At 54.8% G+C, this 19,505-nt stretch carries 17 protein-coding genes, 1 tRNA gene and 1 riboswitch; of the genes, 9 read left to right on the top strand and 9 right to left on the bottom strand.

The features are described 5' to 3' along the window. Positions 1 to 81 precede the first annotated feature (81 nt). From QTO31_RS11645 to QTO31_RS11605, 9 genes are all read left to right on the top strand, one after another. Positions 82 to 1,017: a DUF1385 domain-containing protein gene (locus tag QTO31_RS11645; protein WP_301429196.1), complete on the top strand. Its 936-nt coding sequence runs from the start codon at positions 82 to 84 to the stop codon at positions 1,015 to 1,017. Between the two features lie 40 nt (positions 1,018 to 1,057). Continuing rightward, the gene (locus QTO31_RS11640) at positions 1,058 to 1,870 is read left to right on the top strand and encodes a DUF4388 domain-containing protein (protein WP_301429195.1); all 813 of its coding nucleotides are present in this window, start codon (positions 1,058 to 1,060) and stop codon (positions 1,868 to 1,870) included. Between the two features lie 31 nt (positions 1,871 to 1,901). Continuing rightward, positions 1,902 to 2,432, top strand: a complete 531-nt coding sequence (locus tag QTO31_RS11635; RefSeq protein WP_012256561.1) for a GTP-binding protein — start codon at positions 1,902 to 1,904, stop codon at positions 2,430 to 2,432. A 189-nt stretch (positions 2,433 to 2,621) separates the two neighbouring features. Beyond that, positions 2,622 to 2,897: an HU family DNA-binding protein gene (locus tag QTO31_RS11630; RefSeq protein WP_028457148.1), complete on the top strand. Its 276-nt coding sequence runs from the start codon at positions 2,622 to 2,624 to the stop codon at positions 2,895 to 2,897. Positions 2,898 to 3,262: 365 nt separating this feature from the next. Further along, positions 3,263 to 3,337 (top strand) — tRNA-Ile (locus tag QTO31_RS11625). Positions 3,338 to 3,699: 362 nt separating this feature from the next. Beyond that, positions 3,700 to 3,814: riboswitch (TPP riboswitch) on the top strand. 71 nt (positions 3,815 to 3,885) lie between these two features. Continuing rightward, positions 3,886 to 4,179, top strand: coding sequence for an MTH1187 family thiamine-binding protein (locus QTO31_RS11620; protein WP_031458939.1), 294 nt, complete (start codon positions 3,886 to 3,888; stop codon positions 4,177 to 4,179). Then, on the top strand, positions 4,172 to 4,990 hold the full coding sequence (locus QTO31_RS11615; protein WP_031458938.1) for an ABC transporter permease: 819 nt from the start codon (positions 4,172 to 4,174) through the stop codon (positions 4,988 to 4,990). Before QTO31_RS11620 ends, QTO31_RS11615 begins: the two co-directional genes overlap by 8 nt. Further along, the gene (locus QTO31_RS11610; protein ID WP_301429194.1) at positions 4,990 to 5,985 is read left to right on the top strand and encodes an ABC transporter substrate-binding protein; all 996 of its coding nucleotides are present in this window, start codon (positions 4,990 to 4,992) and stop codon (positions 5,983 to 5,985) included. The genes QTO31_RS11615 and QTO31_RS11610 overlap by 1 nt, the downstream gene beginning before the upstream one ends. 747 nt (positions 5,986 to 6,732) lie before the next feature. Further along, positions 6,733 to 7,506: an ABC transporter ATP-binding protein gene (locus QTO31_RS11605; RefSeq protein WP_301429193.1), complete on the top strand. Its 774-nt coding sequence runs from the start codon at positions 6,733 to 6,735 to the stop codon at positions 7,504 to 7,506. 248 nt (positions 7,507 to 7,754) lie between these two features. Here QTO31_RS11605 and QTO31_RS11600 read toward each other — a convergent pair whose 3' ends face one another. From QTO31_RS11600 to QTO31_RS11560, 9 genes are all read right to left on the bottom strand, one after another. After that, complete coding sequence (locus QTO31_RS11600; RefSeq protein WP_031461324.1) at positions 7,755 to 8,000, bottom strand: hypothetical protein; 246 nt, start codon at positions 7,998 to 8,000, stop codon at positions 7,755 to 7,757. A gap of 14 nt (positions 8,001 to 8,014) precedes the next feature. Beyond that, on the bottom strand, positions 8,015 to 9,172 hold the full coding sequence (locus QTO31_RS11595; RefSeq protein ID WP_367620640.1) for an NAD(P)/FAD-dependent oxidoreductase: 1,158 nt from the start codon (positions 9,170 to 9,172) through the stop codon (positions 8,015 to 8,017). Between the two features lie 33 nt (positions 9,173 to 9,205). Next, entirely contained in the window at positions 9,206 to 10,702 is a 1,497-nt protein-coding gene (locus QTO31_RS11590; RefSeq protein ID WP_301429191.1) for a replication-associated recombination protein A, read from the bottom strand. 652 nt (positions 10,703 to 11,354) lie between these two features. Next, positions 11,355 to 12,011, bottom strand: a complete 657-nt coding sequence (locus tag QTO31_RS11585) for an N-carbamoylsarcosine amidohydrolase (RefSeq protein WP_031459481.1) — start codon at positions 12,009 to 12,011, stop codon at positions 11,355 to 11,357. A gap of 64 nt (positions 12,012 to 12,075) precedes the next feature. Beyond that, entirely contained in the window at positions 12,076 to 14,010 is a 1,935-nt protein-coding gene (locus QTO31_RS11580; RefSeq protein WP_301429190.1) for a hydantoinase B/oxoprolinase family protein, read from the bottom strand. 23 nt (positions 14,011 to 14,033) lie between these two features. Further along, positions 14,034 to 16,079 (bottom strand): hydantoinase/oxoprolinase family protein, encoded by a 2,046-nt coding sequence (locus tag QTO31_RS11575; protein ID WP_301429189.1) that lies wholly within the window; start codon positions 16,077 to 16,079, stop codon positions 14,034 to 14,036. 41 nt (positions 16,080 to 16,120) lie between these two features. Next, entirely contained in the window at positions 16,121 to 17,074 is a 954-nt protein-coding gene (locus QTO31_RS11570; protein ID WP_031459478.1) for a hydroxymethylglutaryl-CoA lyase, read from the bottom strand. Beyond that, positions 17,074 to 18,282 (bottom strand): CaiB/BaiF CoA transferase family protein, encoded by a 1,209-nt coding sequence (locus QTO31_RS11565; RefSeq protein ID WP_301429188.1) that lies wholly within the window; start codon positions 18,280 to 18,282, stop codon positions 17,074 to 17,076. The genes QTO31_RS11570 and QTO31_RS11565 overlap by 1 nt, the downstream gene beginning before the upstream one ends. 6 nt (positions 18,283 to 18,288) lie before the next feature. Further along, positions 18,289 to 18,996, bottom strand: a complete 708-nt coding sequence (locus tag QTO31_RS11560) for a GntR family transcriptional regulator (RefSeq protein ID WP_301429187.1) — start codon at positions 18,994 to 18,996, stop codon at positions 18,289 to 18,291. Between the last annotated feature and the right edge of the window lie 509 nt (positions 18,997 to 19,505).

Raw genomic sequence — 19,505 nt, 5'->3', positions numbered from 1 at the left:
TGTGGTGCCTGATGGCATGGTAAGATGAAGAATAGTAGACTTTACTCGTTGCGTAAACGGGCAGACACGAGCAAAGCAGGCATGAGTGGACAACAGTTTAAATACGGTGGGCAGGCAGTTCTTGAAGGTGTTATGATGCGCGGTCGTCGGCAAGCGACGGTTGTCGTGCGCCGTCCTGATGGGAGTTTTGCCCGGCTTGATCTGCCTATCCCTGCCCGTCACGCACGCTGGCAACGCTGGCCGTTGCTGCGCGGGTTTACCGCTTTGGCCGAAGCCTTCACTATTGGTCGTCAAGCCCTTGATTTTTCGGCCTCGGTCGTGGCTGCCGATGAGAACGATCAGGTGTCGCCCCTAGTGCAGACCCTGATCTTCGGTGTAACCATCGCTATTGCTATTGGTATCTTCGTAGTGTTGCCGTCGCTGGTGGCGAATGCCATCGGCCAGCTAGGGACGCCGGTCCTCTTGCGCGAAGCCGTTGAGACATGCATCAATCTGGCGCTGGTCGTCGCCTACATTGTGGCCATTGGCCGCATTCCCGACATTCATCGTGTATTCGGCTATCACGGCGCCGAACACAAGGTGATCAATGCGTATGAGGCGGGCTTACCGCTGACGGTAGAATCGGTGCGACAGTGCAGTCGGATTCATCCACGCTGTGGTACTAGTTTCCTCCTCGCGGTAGCACTTATTGGTTTTCTGATCTTTCTATCAGTTTCAGGACTACCGGTCTGGCAGCGCATTCTTGCTCGCATTATCCTGATCCCATTGGTGGCAGCAGTCGCCTATGAAGTACAACAACTGGCTGCCAATCACTACCATCGCCCGTGGGTGCGCTGGTTATTGGCGCCGACGTTGGCCGCCCAATATCTGACAACACGTGAGCCAAATGATGATATGATTGCTACAGCGATTGCTGCGTTCGAGCCGGTACTGGCTGCCGATCAGTCTGTCCAGCCTCAACCAGCATCACTCGCAGATAAAATGGTTGGAATGGTCGATACGCAACCAACGACCTGATAGAAACAATGATGCAAGACCCGCGATAGCGGAGGAATGTATGGCATTGGTGGGAAATATCCGTGATTTCAGTCTCTCAGACTTTCTCTCGCTCGTTGATCGCGGGTATAAAACGGGTGCTTTGCATCTGTCGTATAATGATCAGATGGCTCGCCTGTATTTTGAGAAGGGAAAATTACTGTTAGCAGCGCGTCGTCCAGAGGATGAAAAACCTGAATTGCTGGTACGACTCGGTGTGCTCAACGCAGATCAAGTGGCTCAAGCCTGTCGGCTGTTAGCCGAACGTGGGAATGGCCTGACACTCAGCCAGATTCTGATCGATACTGGTCTGGTGAGTGCTGATCGGTTGCAACAAGCCCTGATGAGCCATACCGAGCAGTCGGTGTACGGGTTATTTGCCTGGCCCGAAGGAGATTTTCTCTTCGAGCATAATCAGCGTCCGGCGCCTGATGCGCCACTGGCGCCGACGCCCATTTCGATTGATCACCTGATTATGGAGGGGGTACGACGGATCGATGAATGGGAACGCATTCGCGATCGCATTCCATCGACCGACCTGGTGCCTCGTTTTCTGGCGCCTCCAGGGGAAAAGCTCAAGGGTATGCGCCTTGCCCCTGATGAGTGGAAGGTCTTTGCCCGGATTAATGGTCGTGATACCCTGGCTGAAATTGCTCAAAAGACTGGGTTGAGCGATTTTGATGTGTGCCGTGCGGTCTACGGTTTTCTGACCGCCGGAATGCTGGAGTTGGTCAAGCGACAGCGTGTGCTGGCTGCCGGTATGCCACCGGTCGAACAGCCGCGTCTAAAGAAGAGCCTTGTTAACCGGATCATCAATCGGATCCGCAGCATGTAGCTGGGGCCGGAGCATCGGAGCGGAGGGCTGTGTGCAGACGGTAAAGATGGTGATCAGCGGCGCCGTGAACGCCGGCAAAACCGAGTTTATTAAGACGATCTCGGAAATTGAGGTTGTCTCTACGGAGCGCCGGGCGACCGACGATACTCGACTGATCAAGAAGGAAACAACTGTCGCGATGGATTTTGGGCGCATCGCGATCTCTGATGATCTCGTGCTCCATCTCTTTGGAACACCGGGACAAAAACGCTTCGACTTTATGTGGGAGATCCTGGCCGAAGGTATGCTTGGTCTGGTGATCCTGGTCGATAGTACGCGCCCCGAAACGTTCCGAGAGACGAACCGAATCATCGATTTTTTCGTCTCGTACCGCGATACACCGTATGTGATTGCGGCCAATAAGCAGGATCGCCCTAATGCGTGGTCGCCAGAAGAGTTGCGTCTGGCGTTGCGTCAACCACCGCACATTAAAGTGTTACCCTGTACCGCAACTGATCGGGAGAGCGTCAAAAATGTGCTGCTTGAATTACTTTACGTAATCCAAGAGCGCAGCGAAGATTAAATGCGCTTCATTTTTGGCATGGCTTTGTGATGAGTAGAAATCGTTTTTGCTCATTACAAAGCCATAAAAGTCGGTTGATAAGTTTCAAAAGCCATTTGGCGCATCAGCAAGGGATAAAGGTCTTGACAGATACGGTATACTGCTTTCTGAAAAGGTTGTTGTGAATGGATGTTAAGGAGGACTGCACCAATGCAGAAGACGGATTTTATCAAGGCGGTAGCTGAGCGGGCGAAGGTTTCACAGAAAGAGACGAAGCAGATCATTGACGCTGCACTCGATGTGATTACTGAGGCGCTGGCCCGTGGTGAGAAGGTGACACTTACCGGTTTCGGGACGTTTGAAGTACGCACCCGCCAGGAACGCGATGGGGTTAATCCGCAAACTGGTGAGAAGATACGCATTCCCGCCACGAAGACCCCTGGCTTCAGTGCCAGTAGCACGTTGAAAGAAGCGGTAAAGGGCTAGGCTGGGCCTGTCAGACCAATATGAGGAACAACGAAAGGGATGCGGTAACGCCGTATCCCTTTCGTGTACGTAAGCATCTTCATTTCAGTTTGTGTTCGTAGTCGCAACTACGCTGAGGAAATAGTCACGTCCACGACGGATGAACCCTATCAGTCGTGGCGAGGCACTGCCTTGCCCCAACCTCGCGACCATTGTCGGAGTGGGTAGCGGTGCAACGGATGTATCCCCGTGGACGGGCGCAGCGGCGCCTGCGCCCCAACCGATCTCCTGACGAACACGACCAAAATCTGACAATGCCTAAAGCCCCGACTGTGCCACGTGGCGCATTGACGGCAAGCTGTATCTGCGGCTATAATAAGGCTGACGGGCCGCTAGCTCAACGGCAGAGCAATCGGCTCATAACCGACAGGTTCTCGGTTCGAATCCGAGGCGGCCCACCAGAGGCGACTGCTATAATGCTGTCGCCGATTTTTATTCGAGTGAGAGAGTGCTCTCTTCACCTTTATGCGGTTGCTGAAAAATGGGGTACGAGCAGCAAGAGTGGCTGCCAACCGTCCGCCATAACTCTCTCTTTCCCTCCTTACGTGTGGGAGTGAACGAGGTATGCAGGGAAGGTGAGGAGCTTGCCGATGTTATCAACTTTGACCAGAGCAGCACCTGCTCGTCAGCGCTGGAAGCAGCATCTTTCTGAGCGCACAGCAATCCGGCCAGGCCGGTCGGGTGCAAACGTTGAACAGCCCTCAGCCTGCGCAAGCTGCTTGACAGCCATTCAAATTCCTTCTATTATTTTTTCCAAAATCATCTGCACAACCGGGGGAGCCGGAAGAGTCCGGCTGAGAGTGCGGCCCGATAGATGCCGCTGACCCTTTGAACCTGATCTGGGTTATGCCAGCGGAGGGAGGTTTCACGGGTTTTAATACCGTCATTCCCTACCGTCGGAATGGCGGTATTTTGTTTTTCGGAGTTCGTCAATCGAAGGGAGTGAACGATGGCCTCAATCACTGTCAGCTTTGAAGTATTGCCCGGTGGTTTGCCCGATAAGGCAACAACCTATGCCGCAGTTGATGCTGCTATCGCTGTCGTGGCTGCAAGCGGTCTGCCGTACCGGGTCGGGCCGATGGAAACGACGATTGAAGGTGATTACGATGCCATTATGGCTGTCATCAAGCAAGCTCAAGAAGCCGTCCTGGCGGCTGGCGCCAGTCGTGTGTTTACCCTGATTAAGGTGGACTACGATCCGAACGGTTCTTCAATTGCCGAAAAGCTAGCGAAGTATGAGTGACGAGGTTGCTGCCCCAATTTCTGTACCACCGACGCCGACGACGGCTCGTGCGCTATGGCGCCGTCGTCTGGATGAGTACGGCCCGTCAATCCTACTCGTTATCCTCTTGCTGTTCCTCTGGGAAGGCATCGTCTGGTATCTTACCATCCCTGACTGGCTTCTGCCGCCACCGTCACGGATCGCAACGACACTGATTGCCAGTCTCCCGATCCTGCTCGGTCATACGCTGGCCACACTCACCGTCACCATTCCTGGCTTTAGCTTAGCATTGATCGGCGGTTTTAGTTTGGGGATAGCGTTGGATGCATCGCCCCTGTTGCGGCGAGCAATCTACCCTTTGCTGGTTACTTCACAGACAGTGCCGATTGTGGCGATTGCGCCACTCTTGGTCGTTGGTTTTGGCTTTGGTCTCTTGCCAAAAGTGATCGTCGTCGCCCTGGTGACCTTCTTTCCCATTGTGGTGAACACAATTGATGGCCTGCAGAACGCCGATCGTGATCAGCGCCGTTTGCTGGAAGCGATGGGGGCAAACTACTGGCAATTGCTGCGCCTGTTACGGTTGCGGGCCGCATTGCCTGCTATGTTCACCGGGATTAAGGTGGCAATTACCTACAGTGTTATTGGTGCGGTTTTGGCTGAGTGGATCGGCGCCAGCACTGGACTTGGCGTCTATATCGCCCGCTCGTTGCGAGCTTTCCGTACCGATCAGGTCTTTGTTGCTGCCCTGGTTACGTCGCTTTTGACCATCGTTCTTTTTACCCTGGTAAGTTTGCTCGAACGCAAGATCGTCTTCTGGAAAGGAGAACACTGATGCGCAAATGGCTGATACTTGTACTGATATTCGTCTTGACGGCCTGTGGCAATGCCACTACTTCTGTACCGGCAACCCCTGAGCGGCCCCTAACTACGGTGCGGATTGGATTAGACTGGACGCCAAATACGAACCATACCGGTCTCTACGTGGCGCAGATGCAAGGCTACTATGCAGATCAAGGGTTGCAGGTTGAGATTCTCGGTGCGCAAGAGGGTGGTACGGTCGAGCAACTCGTTGCCACCGGACGACTCGATTTTGGTATCTCGTATCAGGAAGGCGTCACTCAGGCTCGGGTGGAAGGCGTCCCGATTGTCTCTATTGCAGCTATCATTCAACACAATACCAGCGGTTTTGCCAGTCGGGTCGAAGAGGGTATCACCAGCCCACGCGATTTTATTGGCAAAAAATATGGGGCATTTGGTTCACCAATCGAGGAAGCGGTTATTCGTGGGTTGCTCGAGTGTGCGGGTGTTGGCGATCAGTTCGACCAGGTACGGTTTGTTGACATCGGGAGTTCCGATTTTTTTGTCGCTACCGAACGTGATGAGGTTGATTTTGTCTGGATTTTTAAGGGATGGACTGGTATAGAGGCTGAGGTGCGCGGTATCCCTTTGAATATTGTGATGATGAATGATGTGCAGTGCATTCCCGACTATTACACGCCGGTTATCATCACCAGCGAGAAGCTCGTCGCCGAAAACCCCGATCTGGTGCGGCGATTCCTGGCGGCAACTAGTGCCGGCTATCGTTTCGCCATCGAGCAACCGGCTGCTGCGGCAGAGATTTTGTTGAAGGCAGTACCTGAGCTTGATGCAGAGCTAGTACGGCGGAGTCAGCAGTATCTGGCCGGTCAGTATCAGGCAGAAGCTCCTCGCTGGGGGGAGCAGAAACTGGAGGTCTGGCAGGCCTATGCACAGTGGATGGCCGAGCGCAATCTCATTGCCCGAATGATTGAGCCGGAAAAGGCTTTTACGAATGACTTTTTACCTTGATGCGGGTATGAAGTGAGCGGGGCGAGGAGGAGTACGGCCGAGTTCCCAACTTTTCTACCGTGCGTGCGGAGACGCACGGCCCCCCGTTCCGACGCTGGTCTAACCAGCCCTCGTTGCCTCGCCGGTCACTTCTGTTCCTGTACCGTAGGGCCGAGTTCTACCTTCCATTCCCCCGCTTGTGGGGAATGGATGTGCCGCAAGTGGAGAACGGCGTAGGGTGCAATGGTGTGCTGATGCGCTAACAGAGGATTTCTTGCTCTGCACTGTATAATGCGGGCCAGAGGCCCGCGCACCCGGCAAACCCACACGGATCGCGGATCTCCTGCGGCAAGCGCTGACTTTCGTCGGTGTTGTGTGGTTTGCACCGTCGGGTTATCGAATGCAACCCGAACAGAAAACTCTGATCCCCCGCTTGTGGGGAATGGAGGTGCCGCAAGTGGAGAACGGCGTAGGGTGCAATGGTGCGCTGATGCGCTAACAGAGGGTTTCTTGTTCTGCACTGTATAATGCGGGCCAGAGGCCCGCGCACCCGGCAAACCCGCACGGATCGCGGATCTCCTGCGGCAAGCGCTGACTTTCGTCGGTGTTGTGTGGTTTGCACCGTCGGGTTATCGAATGCAACCCGAACAGAAAACTCTGAAACTCTCTGTAAGGAAGGGAAAAGTTCAGCAAGAGCGAAACGTGGCGATTGCAAGAATGATACCGACGTAGATTATCCGTGCTGTGCCAATGTACGATTGACAAACGATGGCAACCCTTGAATTACATTCGATCCGTAAAACATTCGCCACCCCAACCGGTATGGTAACGGTGCTCGACGACATCAGGATGTATGTCGCCGCAGGTGAGTTCGTTGCCGTCATTGGACCAAGTGGGAGTGGGAAGACAACATTGTTCAACATTATTGCCGGTCTGGAACTCCCTGATACCGGTGCGGTCATTATCGATGGTGTTGATGTGACCGGTCAACGCGGCCATGTCGCCTATATGCCGCAGCGTGACGCCTTACTGCCCTGGTTATCGGTAGTGGAAAATGCCGTTCTGGCCACAGTCGTGCAAGGGGGCGATGTAGCTGCCGCCCGTCAGGAAGCCCGTTCTCTGCTGCCTGATTTTGGATTACAAGGTTGGGGTGATGCACGACCAGCGTTGCTTTCGGGTGGAATGCGGCAACGAGCTGCCTTTCTCCGCACTGTGCTCTGGCATCGCCCGATCATGCTCCTCGACGAACCGTTTGGCGCTCTTGATGCTCTCACCCGCGCTCAACTGCAACAATGGCTACTGGCATTGTGGGATCGACTGGATCGCACGGTTCTGTTGGTCACGCACGACATCGATGAAGCCCTGATTCTAGCCGACCGCGTGTATGTTCTCACCCCACGTCCGGCGCGTATTGCGCTGGAAATGCGGGTCGAACTCCCGCGTCCCCGTTCGTATTCGCTCGTTACCGATCCAGCTTTTGCCCGCCTGAAGCGGCAATTGCAATCGGTTTTGATGAGTGGTGAGCGTTCCTCTACCCAATAGGGAGAAGTGAAGCGGAGCGCTTACCCCTTGCGAGCCAGAGGCTCGCGCACCCAGGGCCGGAGCGTTCCTCTACCCAATAGGGAGAAGTGAAGCGGAGGGCCAAGGCAGGGAGCTAAAGGGATGGTGCGGGTCCCCCTTTCCTTCCGCTCCCTTTGCGGGTGCGGAAGGAGAGGGGGAAGGTGCGGGGCTGGGGGGAAGGTGTAGGTGCGAGGAGAGTCTGAAGGTCACAACACCATCTCAGAGAACCCTTACTCCTCCGGCGGTAGTGAGGTGGTGATGTCGTACACTAGCACCTGGACATCAAGCCCTTCGTTCATCATAAGCGACAGCGTAAATTCATTCGTTGCATTCTTAATCGCTGGTTCGTCGGCGGCAGGTGCATACGCCCTGATACTGGCTTCTTCCGCAGAAACCCTCGTCACGCGCGTAACAGCGCTTGGACTAACCTCAGCGATGCGACGTTTGATCTCAGCAATTGCTTCATCGAGTGTCATTGCTCATCACCTCGTTAAATTACATTGAATTCGGATACGATAGAACCACTGCGAAAACGATTGATCCGCAGTTCATCAATATTGATCGTGTGTGCTTTGCCATCGATTATCTCTTCGGCGATCAGCAGACCGGTGGCCGGTGCGTGCATGATCCCATGACCGCTAAAACCACTGGCATCAATATAGCCTTCCAAGTCGGGATGCCGACCAAGGATTGGATTGTGATCCGGCGTGATCTCGTACAGGCCGGCCCAACACTGTTGCTCGGCCAGCCCTGCCGTCTCAAGGATTGGAAAACGGTAGATGCCAGCCTCGATTACAGCCTCTAACCATTCCCAATCTACGTTCGTATTCGTGCTGCTCGGTTCATTGGGATTCGAGCGACCCATCAAGATGCTCTGCCCTTCGCGCCGCATATAAAAACCGCTCCCGACATCAATTGTCAGCGGGATAGGACCACTGATTGCTGGGAATGGTGTCGTCATGTAAACATTACGTCGATATGGTTTAACCGGTAGATCGAGACCGGCCAGAGCAGCCACTTCACCAGCCCATGGCCCGGCACAGTTCACCACGAATTCACACCCGATTATACCGACCGGTGTCTCAACAGCCGTTACCCGCCCACCAACAATCTGAAACCCGATGACTGGCGTCCCACGGTACAGTCGCACACCGTGACGTTGCGCGGCGCGTAGATAGCCTAGCGCAATACCGTAAGGGTCACAGTAACCGTCATCAGGGCCGAACGTTGCCCCAATCAGGTCATCGGTACGCATCTGCGGAATAAAGCGTGCTGCCTCAGCGGGAGTCAGCACCTCAACCCGCACACCCAACTCTCGTTGCATCGCTACATTACGCAGATATTGCGCCCACGTTGCTTCATCGTTAATCAGGAACAAGTAGCCAACCTGCCGCAACTCAGCGTGACCACCAACCTCTTCAGTGAAGTGGCGTAAGCGCTCGATACTGTAGCGCGACAAGAGTACATTCGTGCGCGACGAGAATTGGTGGCGTACACCTGCTGCCGAGCGGGCCGTACTGCCGCTGATTTCCGTTTCTTCGCGTTCTAAGATGACTACATCACGCAGTCCACGCTCGGCCAGATGAAATGCGACGCTAGCTCCGATTACGCCTGCGCCAATAATCACGACCTGCGCCCGCTCAACTATCATGCTGCCCTCACTTTAATCATCTACAATCTTTTATGCTTTCCCACGTTTTTCGCGTCGTCGTGTCGGTGTCGATGGCAACGGTCGTTGCGGTTCTTCACCCGGAGCAAGTTCCTCTGGTGGCAACTGCGGTTCTTCACCCGGCGCTAATTCTTCCGGCGCCGATGGTGGCGCTGGTGGCTCGGGCTGGTGTCGTTCTTCACGCCACGCCAATCGTTCGCGGGCAATGGCCTCGAATCCCCGCCCACTTGGTTCGTAGTAAATACGCCCGATCAGATTAGGCGGTAAATGCGCTTGATCAGAACGCCCTTCAGGCAGGTCATGGGCGTACTCGTAGCCCTTTCCATAACCAAGCCGCTTCATCAGTTGGGTCGGTGCGTTGCGCAGATGGAGTGGCACCGGTTCATTGCGCGTCTCCGCCACGTCACGCTGGACGGCGCCATAAGCCCGATAGAGGGCATTGCTCTTGGGTGCCAGACAGAGGTAGACAACCGCTTGCGCCAGCGCCAGTTCTCCTTCGGGCTGACCGAGAAAGTGTACCGCCTGCTGTGCGGCAATGGTTTGCGGGAGAGCATGGGGATCGGCCAGACCAACATCCTCGACCGCGATCCGCACCAGACGGCGTGCAATATACAGTGGATCCTCGCCGCCATCGAGCATTCGGGCCAGCCAGTAGAGTGCGCCGTCGGGATCGCTGTCGCGTACACTCTTATGCAATGCTGAAATCGCATCGTAATGCAATTCACCGCGCTTATCGTAGCGGGTGGCGCGACTTTGCAACGCATCGCGAATGTCGTCAACCGTAATCAGACGTGTATCGCCAATTGCCGGTGGTTTTGAGCGTGCCGCCGCTTCAAGCGCATTCAAGGCCGTGCGGGCGTCGCCGTTTGACATATTGATCAGGTAGTCACGGGCGTCACGCGCTAGCATAATCTTCATATTCCCCAGACCACGCTCACGATCACTCAGGGCACGGTCGATCAGCGTCCCGATCTCCTCGTCGGTCAGTGCTTCCAGCTTGAAAACTCTGGCCCGTGAGAGCAGCGCCGAATTGACCTCGAATGATGGATTCTCGGTAGTAGCACCGATGAGAATGATCGTTCCATCTTCGACGTAGGGTAAAATTGCGTCCTGCTGACTCTTGTTAAAGCGATGAATCTCATCGATGAAGACAATGGTGCGCTGTTGAAACATCCCCAACCGGTCTTGTGCTTCTTGCACCACCCGACGGAGATCGTTTACACCCGCACTTACGGCACTGAGCGGTTCAAAATGAGCTTTCGTACTGACGGCAATGATTTGCGCTAGCGTTGTCTTACCGCTTCCCGGTGGCCCCCACAGGATCAGCGAGAAGAGCTGATCATTCGCAATGGCCCGCCGAAGCAGCTTACCTTCGCCGACAATATGTGTTTGTCCGACGAACTCATCGAGCGTGCGTGGTCGCATACGGGCAGCCAGCGGCGCCTGCTGTTGCAATGCCTGTTGGCGTTGCGCGTCAAACAGAGTTGTTCCTCGTTGTTTGGGTGACATAGACAACGCTTCGCTCCAATACCGGTTGTACTATTCTTGATTGTAGCACATCCCGCGGTAGGCTTTTCGCTAGGTGTGCGATGATGTTCATACTGATCTCTACTCACCACATGGGTTATGCCAGGGGGGATCAAAGGACTATTGCTAACCGTAACTCGCTCTTGTATGCTAAAAGTGTGCTGAGACGGCTTCATCCGTCGGCGAGGGATCAACAGTTATGAACCTCAGTTGAAAGCTGTACATCACCTCCGTTGTTCCCCGCTTGTTCCTCTTCCGCTGTCCTCTAACCCTCGGCGACGGGTTGCCGAACACACCGGTAGCCAGCGATGGCTACCGGTGTTATTATTGTGCAGCAGTGGTTTGATCATTGGTTGGCGCATCGTCATACCATCCCTCCCTCAAGCCCCCGCTCGTTGCTGGGGGGTGAGGGCGGCCCTCACCTTCCCCCTTTCGCTCCCTTGGTGGGAGCGAAAGGGGGGAGTATCAACTGCTGATATGGAATATAGCTTACTCTCCCACTTTTCTGTCACAATGCCGTGTCCTGTCAGTACCGTTTGGGGTGGGGACAGGACCATGCTGAGATCATCTCCCTTGCCATTCCTGTTATCGTTACTAACGGTGCTACATGGTGCTTCCACCTGCCGATTACGGCTTAGGCAGTGATGGAATGGTTGAACTGTGTAAGGTAGGTCATCACTTCTTCAAGGCTCACCACATCACCGTATTTGCTGTCGATGTCGAACAGGTTGGCGAAGTGCGGTTCTGGCGCACGGTCGCCAACGCACTCACGGGGTACGATGACGCGGAAGCCATGCTGCATTCCGTCAACTGCACTGGCCCGAATACAGCCACTAGTTGAACAACCGACCATGATCAGGGTATCGACGCGCATTGCAGTTAGGGTCGCAGCAAGATGGGTACCAAAGAAGGCACTGGCGTATTTTTTCTCGATAACCAGCTCGTTGGGTTGGGGGCGGAGTTCGTCAACAATGGCGACAAGCGGTGAGTCGTGGGTGAGTTGACGGAGTGCAGGGACTTTCTGGACGAAGATACCGCCATCCCGGCCATCACTGGCGTAAACGACCGTTGTGTAGATGATGGGAATAGCAGCAGCACGGGCAGCAGCCAGCAGTGGCTGACTGGCCCGCACGGCATCTGGAACTCCCGGCGCGGCATAGAGGGGCGAGCCAGGGGTGGTATAAGCCTTGATGAAGTCGATGATGAGCAAGGCAGGAGATTGACCAAAGCCGACTCGACCGGCCAATCCGTGCTGGCGGTAATTGGTAGTCAGATGGTCGTAGTCGGTCATCACACATTGCTCCTTCTATGCGAAGGGGGGCGAATGATTATTCGCCCCACAATGATCCTGACAATTAATCAGCAGTGACGGTTGATGGTTGGTTGGTTGCCATTCGCTCGCGACGGGCAGCGCGGGCAACTGCCCAACGTACCGGTTGCGGCTTGCGAGGTGCTGGTAGACCGGTTTCGGCTTCGGCGTTGGCCAGTAGCTCCTCGAGCGGTGGACCAAAATCGAAACTCTTAATTTCACCGCGTGCGGCAGCCAGTTCAGCCCGTTTGGCCTCGGTAGCTGCTTCGTCAATCGTGAGATCATCGCGAAGTACGACACCGTAATCGTTCAACGCCTTCTCGCGACTGACCAGTCCATAGCGCACATCGCGTTGCACCGCTTCTGGTGGACGAGTCAGTGGATCCTTCCAGCCACCACCGCCAGCAGTGCGGTAGATCAGTTGGTCACCCGGTTCCACGGCAATCTGGTCGCATTTACTGGGCAGTACCTGCTTGCTACCGTCGGTACGTACCAGGAGTTTACTGGATCGACTTCCTGGTTTTCCGCCTACATTCCCCCACGGCGGCGTTAACCAGCGATCATCGTGAATGGAAATTTCGCCTGGTTCGAGGAAGGTGTAAATCTTCTCGATACCATTCCCGCCGCGATGAAAACCAGCGCCGCCAGAGTCCATAATGCTGGTGTAGCGTTCAATGCGGATCGGATAATAGCTCTCGAGGTATTCGGTAGGAATGTTGGTGAACAGGGGCCACCACGAATGACCATCCATACCATCACCAATCGGGCGACCGGGGATACCGCCGTAGTTGATCTCCATCAGGTAGAAGAACTCGCCATCTTTGTCATAACCAGAGTAAAGCAAGTAGGGCGAGGTGCCATAACCGGCAGCAGTCGTAAATTCTGGAGCCCGTTTGGCAAGTGCACCACCGAGCACGTCGAACAGGCGGGTCAGAGCGTGGGTGCGACAACCGAGGGCAGCCGGAAATTCAGGCTGGATCAGGCTGCCTTTGGGCATCGTAACGTGAAGCAGCGGGTAAAAGCCATCGTTGAACAGGATTTGGGGGTCGAAGACCATAATCAGGTAAACGCCGATGAACATCTTGAACATCGACTCGTTGAGATAAAAGTTGATTGGCCCCATTGCCTGAGGGTCGGTTCCCGTCCAATCGAAATAGGCTTCATGACCTTCACGCCAGATGGTCAACTTCATCTTGAACGGCCCATTCCCCAGACCATCATCATCGACATAATCTTCAAATGACTGAGGTTCTTCGGGCAGATTGCGCACAATCAGTTCCTTCATTGCCCGATACGTGCGGTCGAGCAGGGCCTGAGTGGCAGCTAAGTAAACATCTCTACCGAAGCGGTTGCACAACTCGATCACCCGCTTCTCGGCAGTCCGACAACTGGCAATGATTGCCATAAGGTCGGCCCGATTCATTTCAGGTTGACGCACATTGTTGAGCATAATGTCGAGGACGGCGCGATTGAGCTTGCCACGTTCGTAGATTTTGACCGGGGGCAGGCGCAACCCTTCACCGAAGATAGTGGTAGCGGTGGTCGGTAGCGAGCCAGGCAATGGCCCGCCAACATCCTGCGCATGGCCGAACATACTGGCCCAGCCGATCAATTCACGATCGTCGCCTTCACCGTAAAAGATGGGAAGCATTACAAGGAGATCGTTGATGTGACTGATGGCACCGCCGCAGAGATAGGGATCGGAGAGCAAAATGACATCGCCAGGCTCGATGGTTTGATCCCAGTTGTCGAGTAAACCGGCAATATACGAACCGAATTGACCAACAATCATCCGGCCATACGGGTCGGTAATCATCGGAAACTGGTCGTGCTGTTCGCGGATGACCGGACTCATGGCAGTGCGGTACAGCACCGCATCCATTTCGTAGCGCGTGTTCTTAAGCGCATTCTCGATGATGTCGAGAGTCACCGGATCAATATCGATTTGGGGAATGGTCGCAATTTTGAGATTCGTTGCCATACGTAGCACACTCCTCATTCTGACTAACTACGGTTGATCAGGAGATTAAAGTAGCGATCGACGGTAGCCGTATGACCGGGTAAGACAACCGTGGTACTGTCTACTTCGGTGATGATGGCCGGTCCTTCGACCTGCATACCGGGGCGCAATTTATTCCGGTCGTAGAGCTTCGCCGTCATCCACTCGCCATGACGGTATATTTGATGATCGCCGCTGTAAGCACTGCTGGGATCGGGATCGCCCGGTTCTGCTTCAGGTAATTCAACTTTGGTTACCCGACCAATGCCGACGGCACGCAGGTTTACGATTTCGACGTTCGTATCAAGCATAAAACCGTAGGTGCGGTCGTGCAATTCGTTGAAACGTTGCACCAGCAGCGGAATGAGGTCTTGGACGAATTCGGCTTCGTGAATGGCAATGGGCATCTCGTAGCCTTGTCGGTAGTAGCGCATATCGACGAAATAGCGGATTTCCTGGCGCTCTGCTGGAATGGATTCGCCGGTCAGCATGGCTTGCGCTTCCTGACCGAGTTCGCGCAGAATACCTACCATCTCTTCCTGTTCAACTCGATCAACCGTGCGGATGTATGTGCGGGCAAACTCATCACGGTAATCAGCGCTCAGATCACCGAGCGCACAGAGCAAACCGGGTGCGGGCGGAACAATGACCGGATAACAACCGAGCAGTTCGGCCAACGCATTCCCGTGGAGTGGTCCAGCGCCGCCGAAAGCCATCAGGGCAAACTGGCGCGGGTCGAAGCCGCGTTGCACACTCACCAGACGAAGAGCACCGAACATGTTTTCATTGACAATGCGGAGAATCCCTTCGGCTGCGTCCATCAAACTCAGGCCGGTAGCATCAGCGATTTTCTGGATCGCGGCTCTGGCAGCGGCCAGATCGAGCTGCATCGCGCCCCCGAGAATACTCGGCGGTAAGTACCCACAAAGCAGATTGGCATCGGTGACCGTTGGTTCGCTCCCACCTTTGCCGTAACAGGCCGGGCCAGGAACAGCGCCAGCACTTTGTGGGCCGACGCGCAAAGCACGGGTAAGAGAGGGAACGTGGGCAATCGAACCGCCGCCAGCACCAACCGAGCGCACGTCAACCGATGGCACCTTGACCGGAAAATAACCGAGTACCGTCTCGCGGGCAATGTTAGGTTCACCCATGCAGAGCGAGACATCGGTCGATGTACCACCCATATCAAAGGTCAGAATGTTCGGATAGCCAGCACGTACTGCGATATGCAATGCACCAGCCACACCACCTGACGGCCCGGAGAGCAAGGTATAGACCGGATTTTCCTCTGTTGTTTCAGCCGTCATTAGCCCGGCGTCTGAGCGTAGAATGTTGAGCTTCGCCTGCACACCCTGTTGGCGCAGGTTCTGATCGAGGTTGTGTACGTATGTTTTAACTTTTGGCTTGACATAAGCGTTCATTGTGGCAGTGAGCGTGCGCTCATACTCGCGGAACTCCGGCAGCACATCGTAAGAAATAGTGACCGGCAGATGCGGGGCGATCCGTTGGGCAATCGCTTTCAGACGACGTTCGTGATCGGGATTTGCATACGAGTTAATCAACGAGATCGTCAGCGACTCAATGCCCGAAGCAACCAACTCGCGGATGACCTCTTCGGCATGAGCTTCGTCGAGCGGGCGCACCACCTCGCCGCGAGCACTCATTCGTTCGCGCACTTCACGGGTATCGGCGAGTGTTGCCGGTGGTTCTGGCTTGATCATAATCATCCAGCCGGCGAGCGGGCCTGGGGTTTGTGAGCGAGCGAGGTGCAAAATCTGCTTAAAGCCTTCGGTCGTTACCAGACCGACGCGAGCACCCTTCCCTTCGAGAATGACATTGGTGGCAACAGTGGTGCCGTGCATGATCTGGGCAACTTGCGCTGGTTCGATACCGGCTTGCTGACAGATAGCAGCGATACCGTTCAGCACAGCCTCTGACGGATCGTGCGGTGTGGAGGGGGTCTTATGACGCCAGTAGCGCCCACTCTCCTCATCGAAGAGCATCAAGTCGGTAAATGTGCCGCCGACATCGACTCCAATTCGGTAACTCATGTGTTCATTCCTCCAAATCAGTGACATACTCCCCAAACACGTTATAATCGGTGGCTGATAAAAGGTACCACCTGTGGATACACCGGCCCGGCCTTGCCAACCAGGGCCGGTAAGGGTCGAGCTAGGATTGAGCTAAGCCAGTCGGATGCGGAGAGCAAGGCCGGTAGATCGATCCCGGTCGGTACCCCCAGACCGTTAAAAAGATGAACCAAGTCTTCGCTGGCGATATTGCCAACTGCCCGCGGGGCGAAGGGGCAGCCGCCGATTCCGCCAAGGGCAGCATCGAACGAGCGGATACCAACCTGCCAGGCAGCGAAGGCATTGGCATAGCCGGTATTGCGCGTGTTGTGTAGATGAATGGTAATGGTCGTATCTGGAACCCGTTTCAAAACCATCTGGCATACAGTTGCGACCTGGGTCGGCACAGCCATGCCGGTGGTGTCGGCCAGGATGATCTCGTTCGCTCCTAGATCGGCAGCGTGTTCGGCAATAGCGAGAACTCGTTCAACCGGCACGTAACCGTCGAAGGGACAACCAAAAGCAGCGCCGATGGCTACCCCAAACGATAAGCCATCACTTCGGATACGAAGTGCCAGGTGGCTGAATTCGGCCAATGAATCGGCAGTGGTGCGCTTAAAATTGGCCTGATTAAGGCCATCGCTAGCTGCCAGGACCAACCGAATATGACGTAATCCGGCAGCGGCAGCCAATTCATAGCCGCGTTGATTAGGGGCAAGAGCAGTAAAGCGAAACGCATCGTTATTGGTGCGCGCAGCCAGATTATAACCACGTTGAACTAACGTTTGCGCGATTTGGTCGGTACCGGCCATTTGCGGTACCTGACGCGGATTTACAAACGAACCAATCTCGATCCGTGGCACACCGGCAGTGAGCAGGCGTTCAATCAACGTCACCCGCGTTGCAGGCTCTAACACCTCTGGTTCGTTCTGCAACCCATCACGTGGAGCGACATCAATAATCGTTACGGCTTCCATCAAATAACCCGTTTCGCCTGAAGCATTGCTAGTTCATCTTCACTTAAACCGAGCAATTCACGAAAAATCTCGTGATTATGTTGCCCAAGGGCTGGACCAGTCCAATCGATTCCGCCAGGGGTTGCCGAAAGGCGCGGAACCACATTTTGCATCTTGATTTCACCCAATTCGGGATCAGGTACACCGATAATTGACTGGCGGGCAAGAAAATGCGGATCACTCAGCATCTCTTTAGCAGTGTAGATACGACCAGCGGGAACGCCATACTCATCCATTATGGCCTGCAACTGATCGGCGGTATAGTTCACCGTCCAGGCAGCGATCAGATCATCGAGTTCAGCCTGGTGTTCACCGCGGGCTTGATGGGTTGCAAAACGTGGATCGGTAGCCAGTTCGGGCTGGCCCATTGCCTGTGCAAGCCGAGCGAAGATGGTATCGGCATTGGCGCCAATCACGAACCAGCTCCCATCAGCAGTGGGATAAATGTTGGAAGGAGCGACATTTGGCAAGATGTTACCGGTGCGTTCACGGATATGACCGGTCAGTTGATATTCGGGGATCATGCTCTCCATCAGTGCGAGCACACCCTCGTATATCCCAATATCAACCACCTGGCCCTGGCCGCTCCGTTGACGTTGATGGAGCGCAACCAGTGCGCCGATAGTGGCGAAGGTAGCGGCCAGTGAGTCACCGATACTGATCCCGATCCGGGTTGGTGGACGGTCGGGAAAACCGGTGATGGCACGAATACCGCCCATTGCTTCGCCGATTGAACCGAAGCCAGCCTTATCGCGATAGGGGCCGGTCTGTCCGAAGCCGCTGACCCGGATCATAATCAGGCCAGGGTTCAGGGCATGCAACTCTTCCCAACCCAGGCCCCAGGATTCGAGTGTACCGGGGCGAAAATTCTCCAGCACCATATCAACGTGGGGAACCAGCCGCTTCACTAGCACTTGGCCATCGGGTGTCCGCAAGTCGATCGTGATCGATTTCTTATTGCGGGCCAATACCGGCCACCAGAGCGTTCGTCCTTTATAACGATGGCGACCCCATTCCCGCATCGGATCACCCTTGCCGGGTGGTTCGACCTTAATCACCTCGGCGCCAAAATCGGCCAGCAACTGACCGCAGAACGGGCCGGCGAGAAACGCTCCCAATTCGAGCACGCGAATATCATCGAGCGGTCGTGGTGGACGTTGGTTCGACACAGTAAACTACTCCTCACGAAATGCAGACGCTGACGCATCTTCCGCATTCCGACTCTGTAACAGGACATCACGTCCGTAAAAGATGTGTTCACGCATCATGGCCCGGGCACGTTCACCATCACCGAGACGTAGCGCATTGAGAATAGTACGGTGAAAAAAGTTAGAAATCTGGCGTTGTTCGGGTTGATACCAGTAAAACGAACGAAACTGCAACGGCACGGCAACAATCTGGTTCAACATCGTAATCAGGCGCCGATTACCGGTGGCTTCGGCAATCGTCTGGTGGAAGATCGCATTCTGTTCGACCAAAAAGTGTACTTCGTCTTGTCGGCGCTCGAATGTCATCGCTAGAGACTGTTCGAGAGCAGTTGCGGCGGCTTCCATACGAGCGATCTGTTCGGCAGTAATGCGTTGGGCAGCCAGAAAGGCGGCATGACCCTCAAGCAAAGCCCGCAGGTCATATATCTCGATCAAATCATCAACGGTAAAACTACGAGCCACGGCGCCGCGATTGGGAAAGATCTGTACTAATCCTTCGGCGGCAGCTCGTACTAATGCCTGTCGCACCGGTGTTCGGCTTACCCCCAGGTCTTGCGCGAGTCGTTCTTCAACCAGGCGCGATCCAGGTGGGTAGTAGCCTTCGATCAGTAACCGACGCAATTGCTGGTACACCTGATCGGCAGAAGTTTCGTCAGTTGTATACAATTTATTCATTACAATTCGATGTAGTAGCAAGAAGTAGACAGCATGCCTTCTGATGCTAGGAATAAATATACCTGAATGATCGAGAAAATCGATTATAAGGACTTGGATATGTGATTTATTCCTCTCAGAGATTGTATACAATATAGCAGAGTGTTAATGGATTGTCAAGGGTGAGGGTGACGATAGGAAGGGTTTTTCAGAAGTTTTCCGCATGAGCTTCTTCCACACGCAACGACCGAACCGCTCGGAGCAACACCGACGAACGTCGCCTACCTGACAGCGATCCCCGACTCAGGCTGTTTCCCTGGGAGTGTGGGTCTCTGGCTCGCATCCTCACAGTCTGTGGCTGGGAGCCATCGCTCATCCGATGTGCACATCCGCTTGGGTGGGTGCCCATCCTGACCAAGCTCCTGTTTCGGCTCCTCGACAGGGAGAGGGAGGAGCGCGAGCAACACAAACAGTTTGTAATCACGCACGTCCCCAAGATCCCCTTCCTCTGGAACCTTGTAGGAGACCAA

Origin of the sequence: Chloroflexus sp. MS-CIW-1 (genome assembly GCF_030444705.1) — a bacterium.
In the GTDB taxonomy this organism is placed as follows: Bacteria; Chloroflexota; Chloroflexia; order Chloroflexales; family Chloroflexaceae; genus Chloroflexus.
This window is presented reverse-complemented; position numbering and strand designations above follow the sequence as displayed.

Coding starts and splice junctions, on each gene's coding strand:
- QTO31_RS11640 (WP_301429195.1), top strand. CDS start 1,058: ATGGCATTGGTGGGAAATATCCGTGATTTCAGTCTCTCAGACTTTCTC.
- QTO31_RS11605 (WP_301429193.1), top strand. CDS start 6,733: ATGGCAACCCTTGAATTACATTCGATCCGTAAAACATTCGCCACCCCA.
- QTO31_RS11610 (WP_301429194.1), top strand. CDS start 4,990: ATGCGCAAATGGCTGATACTTGTACTGATATTCGTCTTGACGGCCTGT.
- QTO31_RS11575 (WP_301429189.1), bottom strand. CDS start 16,079: ATGAGTTACCGAATTGGAGTCGATGTCGGCGGCACATTTACCGACTTG.
- QTO31_RS11590 (WP_301429191.1), bottom strand. CDS start 10,702: ATGTCACCCAAACAACGAGGAACAACTCTGTTTGACGCGCAACGCCAA.
- QTO31_RS11620 (WP_031458939.1), top strand. CDS start 3,886: ATGGCCTCAATCACTGTCAGCTTTGAAGTATTGCCCGGTGGTTTGCCC.
- QTO31_RS11630 (WP_028457148.1), top strand. CDS start 2,622: ATGCAGAAGACGGATTTTATCAAGGCGGTAGCTGAGCGGGCGAAGGTT.
- QTO31_RS11600 (WP_031461324.1), bottom strand. CDS start 8,000: ATGACACTCGATGAAGCAATTGCTGAGATCAAACGTCGCATCGCTGAG.
- QTO31_RS11580 (WP_301429190.1), bottom strand. CDS start 14,010: ATGGCAACGAATCTCAAAATTGCGACCATTCCCCAAATCGATATTGAT.
- QTO31_RS11615 (WP_031458938.1), top strand. CDS start 4,172: ATGAGTGACGAGGTTGCTGCCCCAATTTCTGTACCACCGACGCCGACG.
- QTO31_RS11560 (WP_301429187.1), bottom strand. CDS start 18,996: ATGAATAAATTGTATACAACTGACGAAACTTCTGCCGATCAGGTGTAC.
- QTO31_RS11585 (WP_031459481.1), bottom strand. CDS start 12,011: ATGACCGACTACGACCATCTGACTACCAATTACCGCCAGCACGGATTG.
- QTO31_RS11645 (WP_301429196.1), top strand. CDS start 82: ATGAGTGGACAACAGTTTAAATACGGTGGGCAGGCAGTTCTTGAAGGT.
- QTO31_RS11570 (WP_031459478.1), bottom strand. CDS start 17,074: ATGGAAGCCGTAACGATTATTGATGTCGCTCCACGTGATGGGTTGCAG.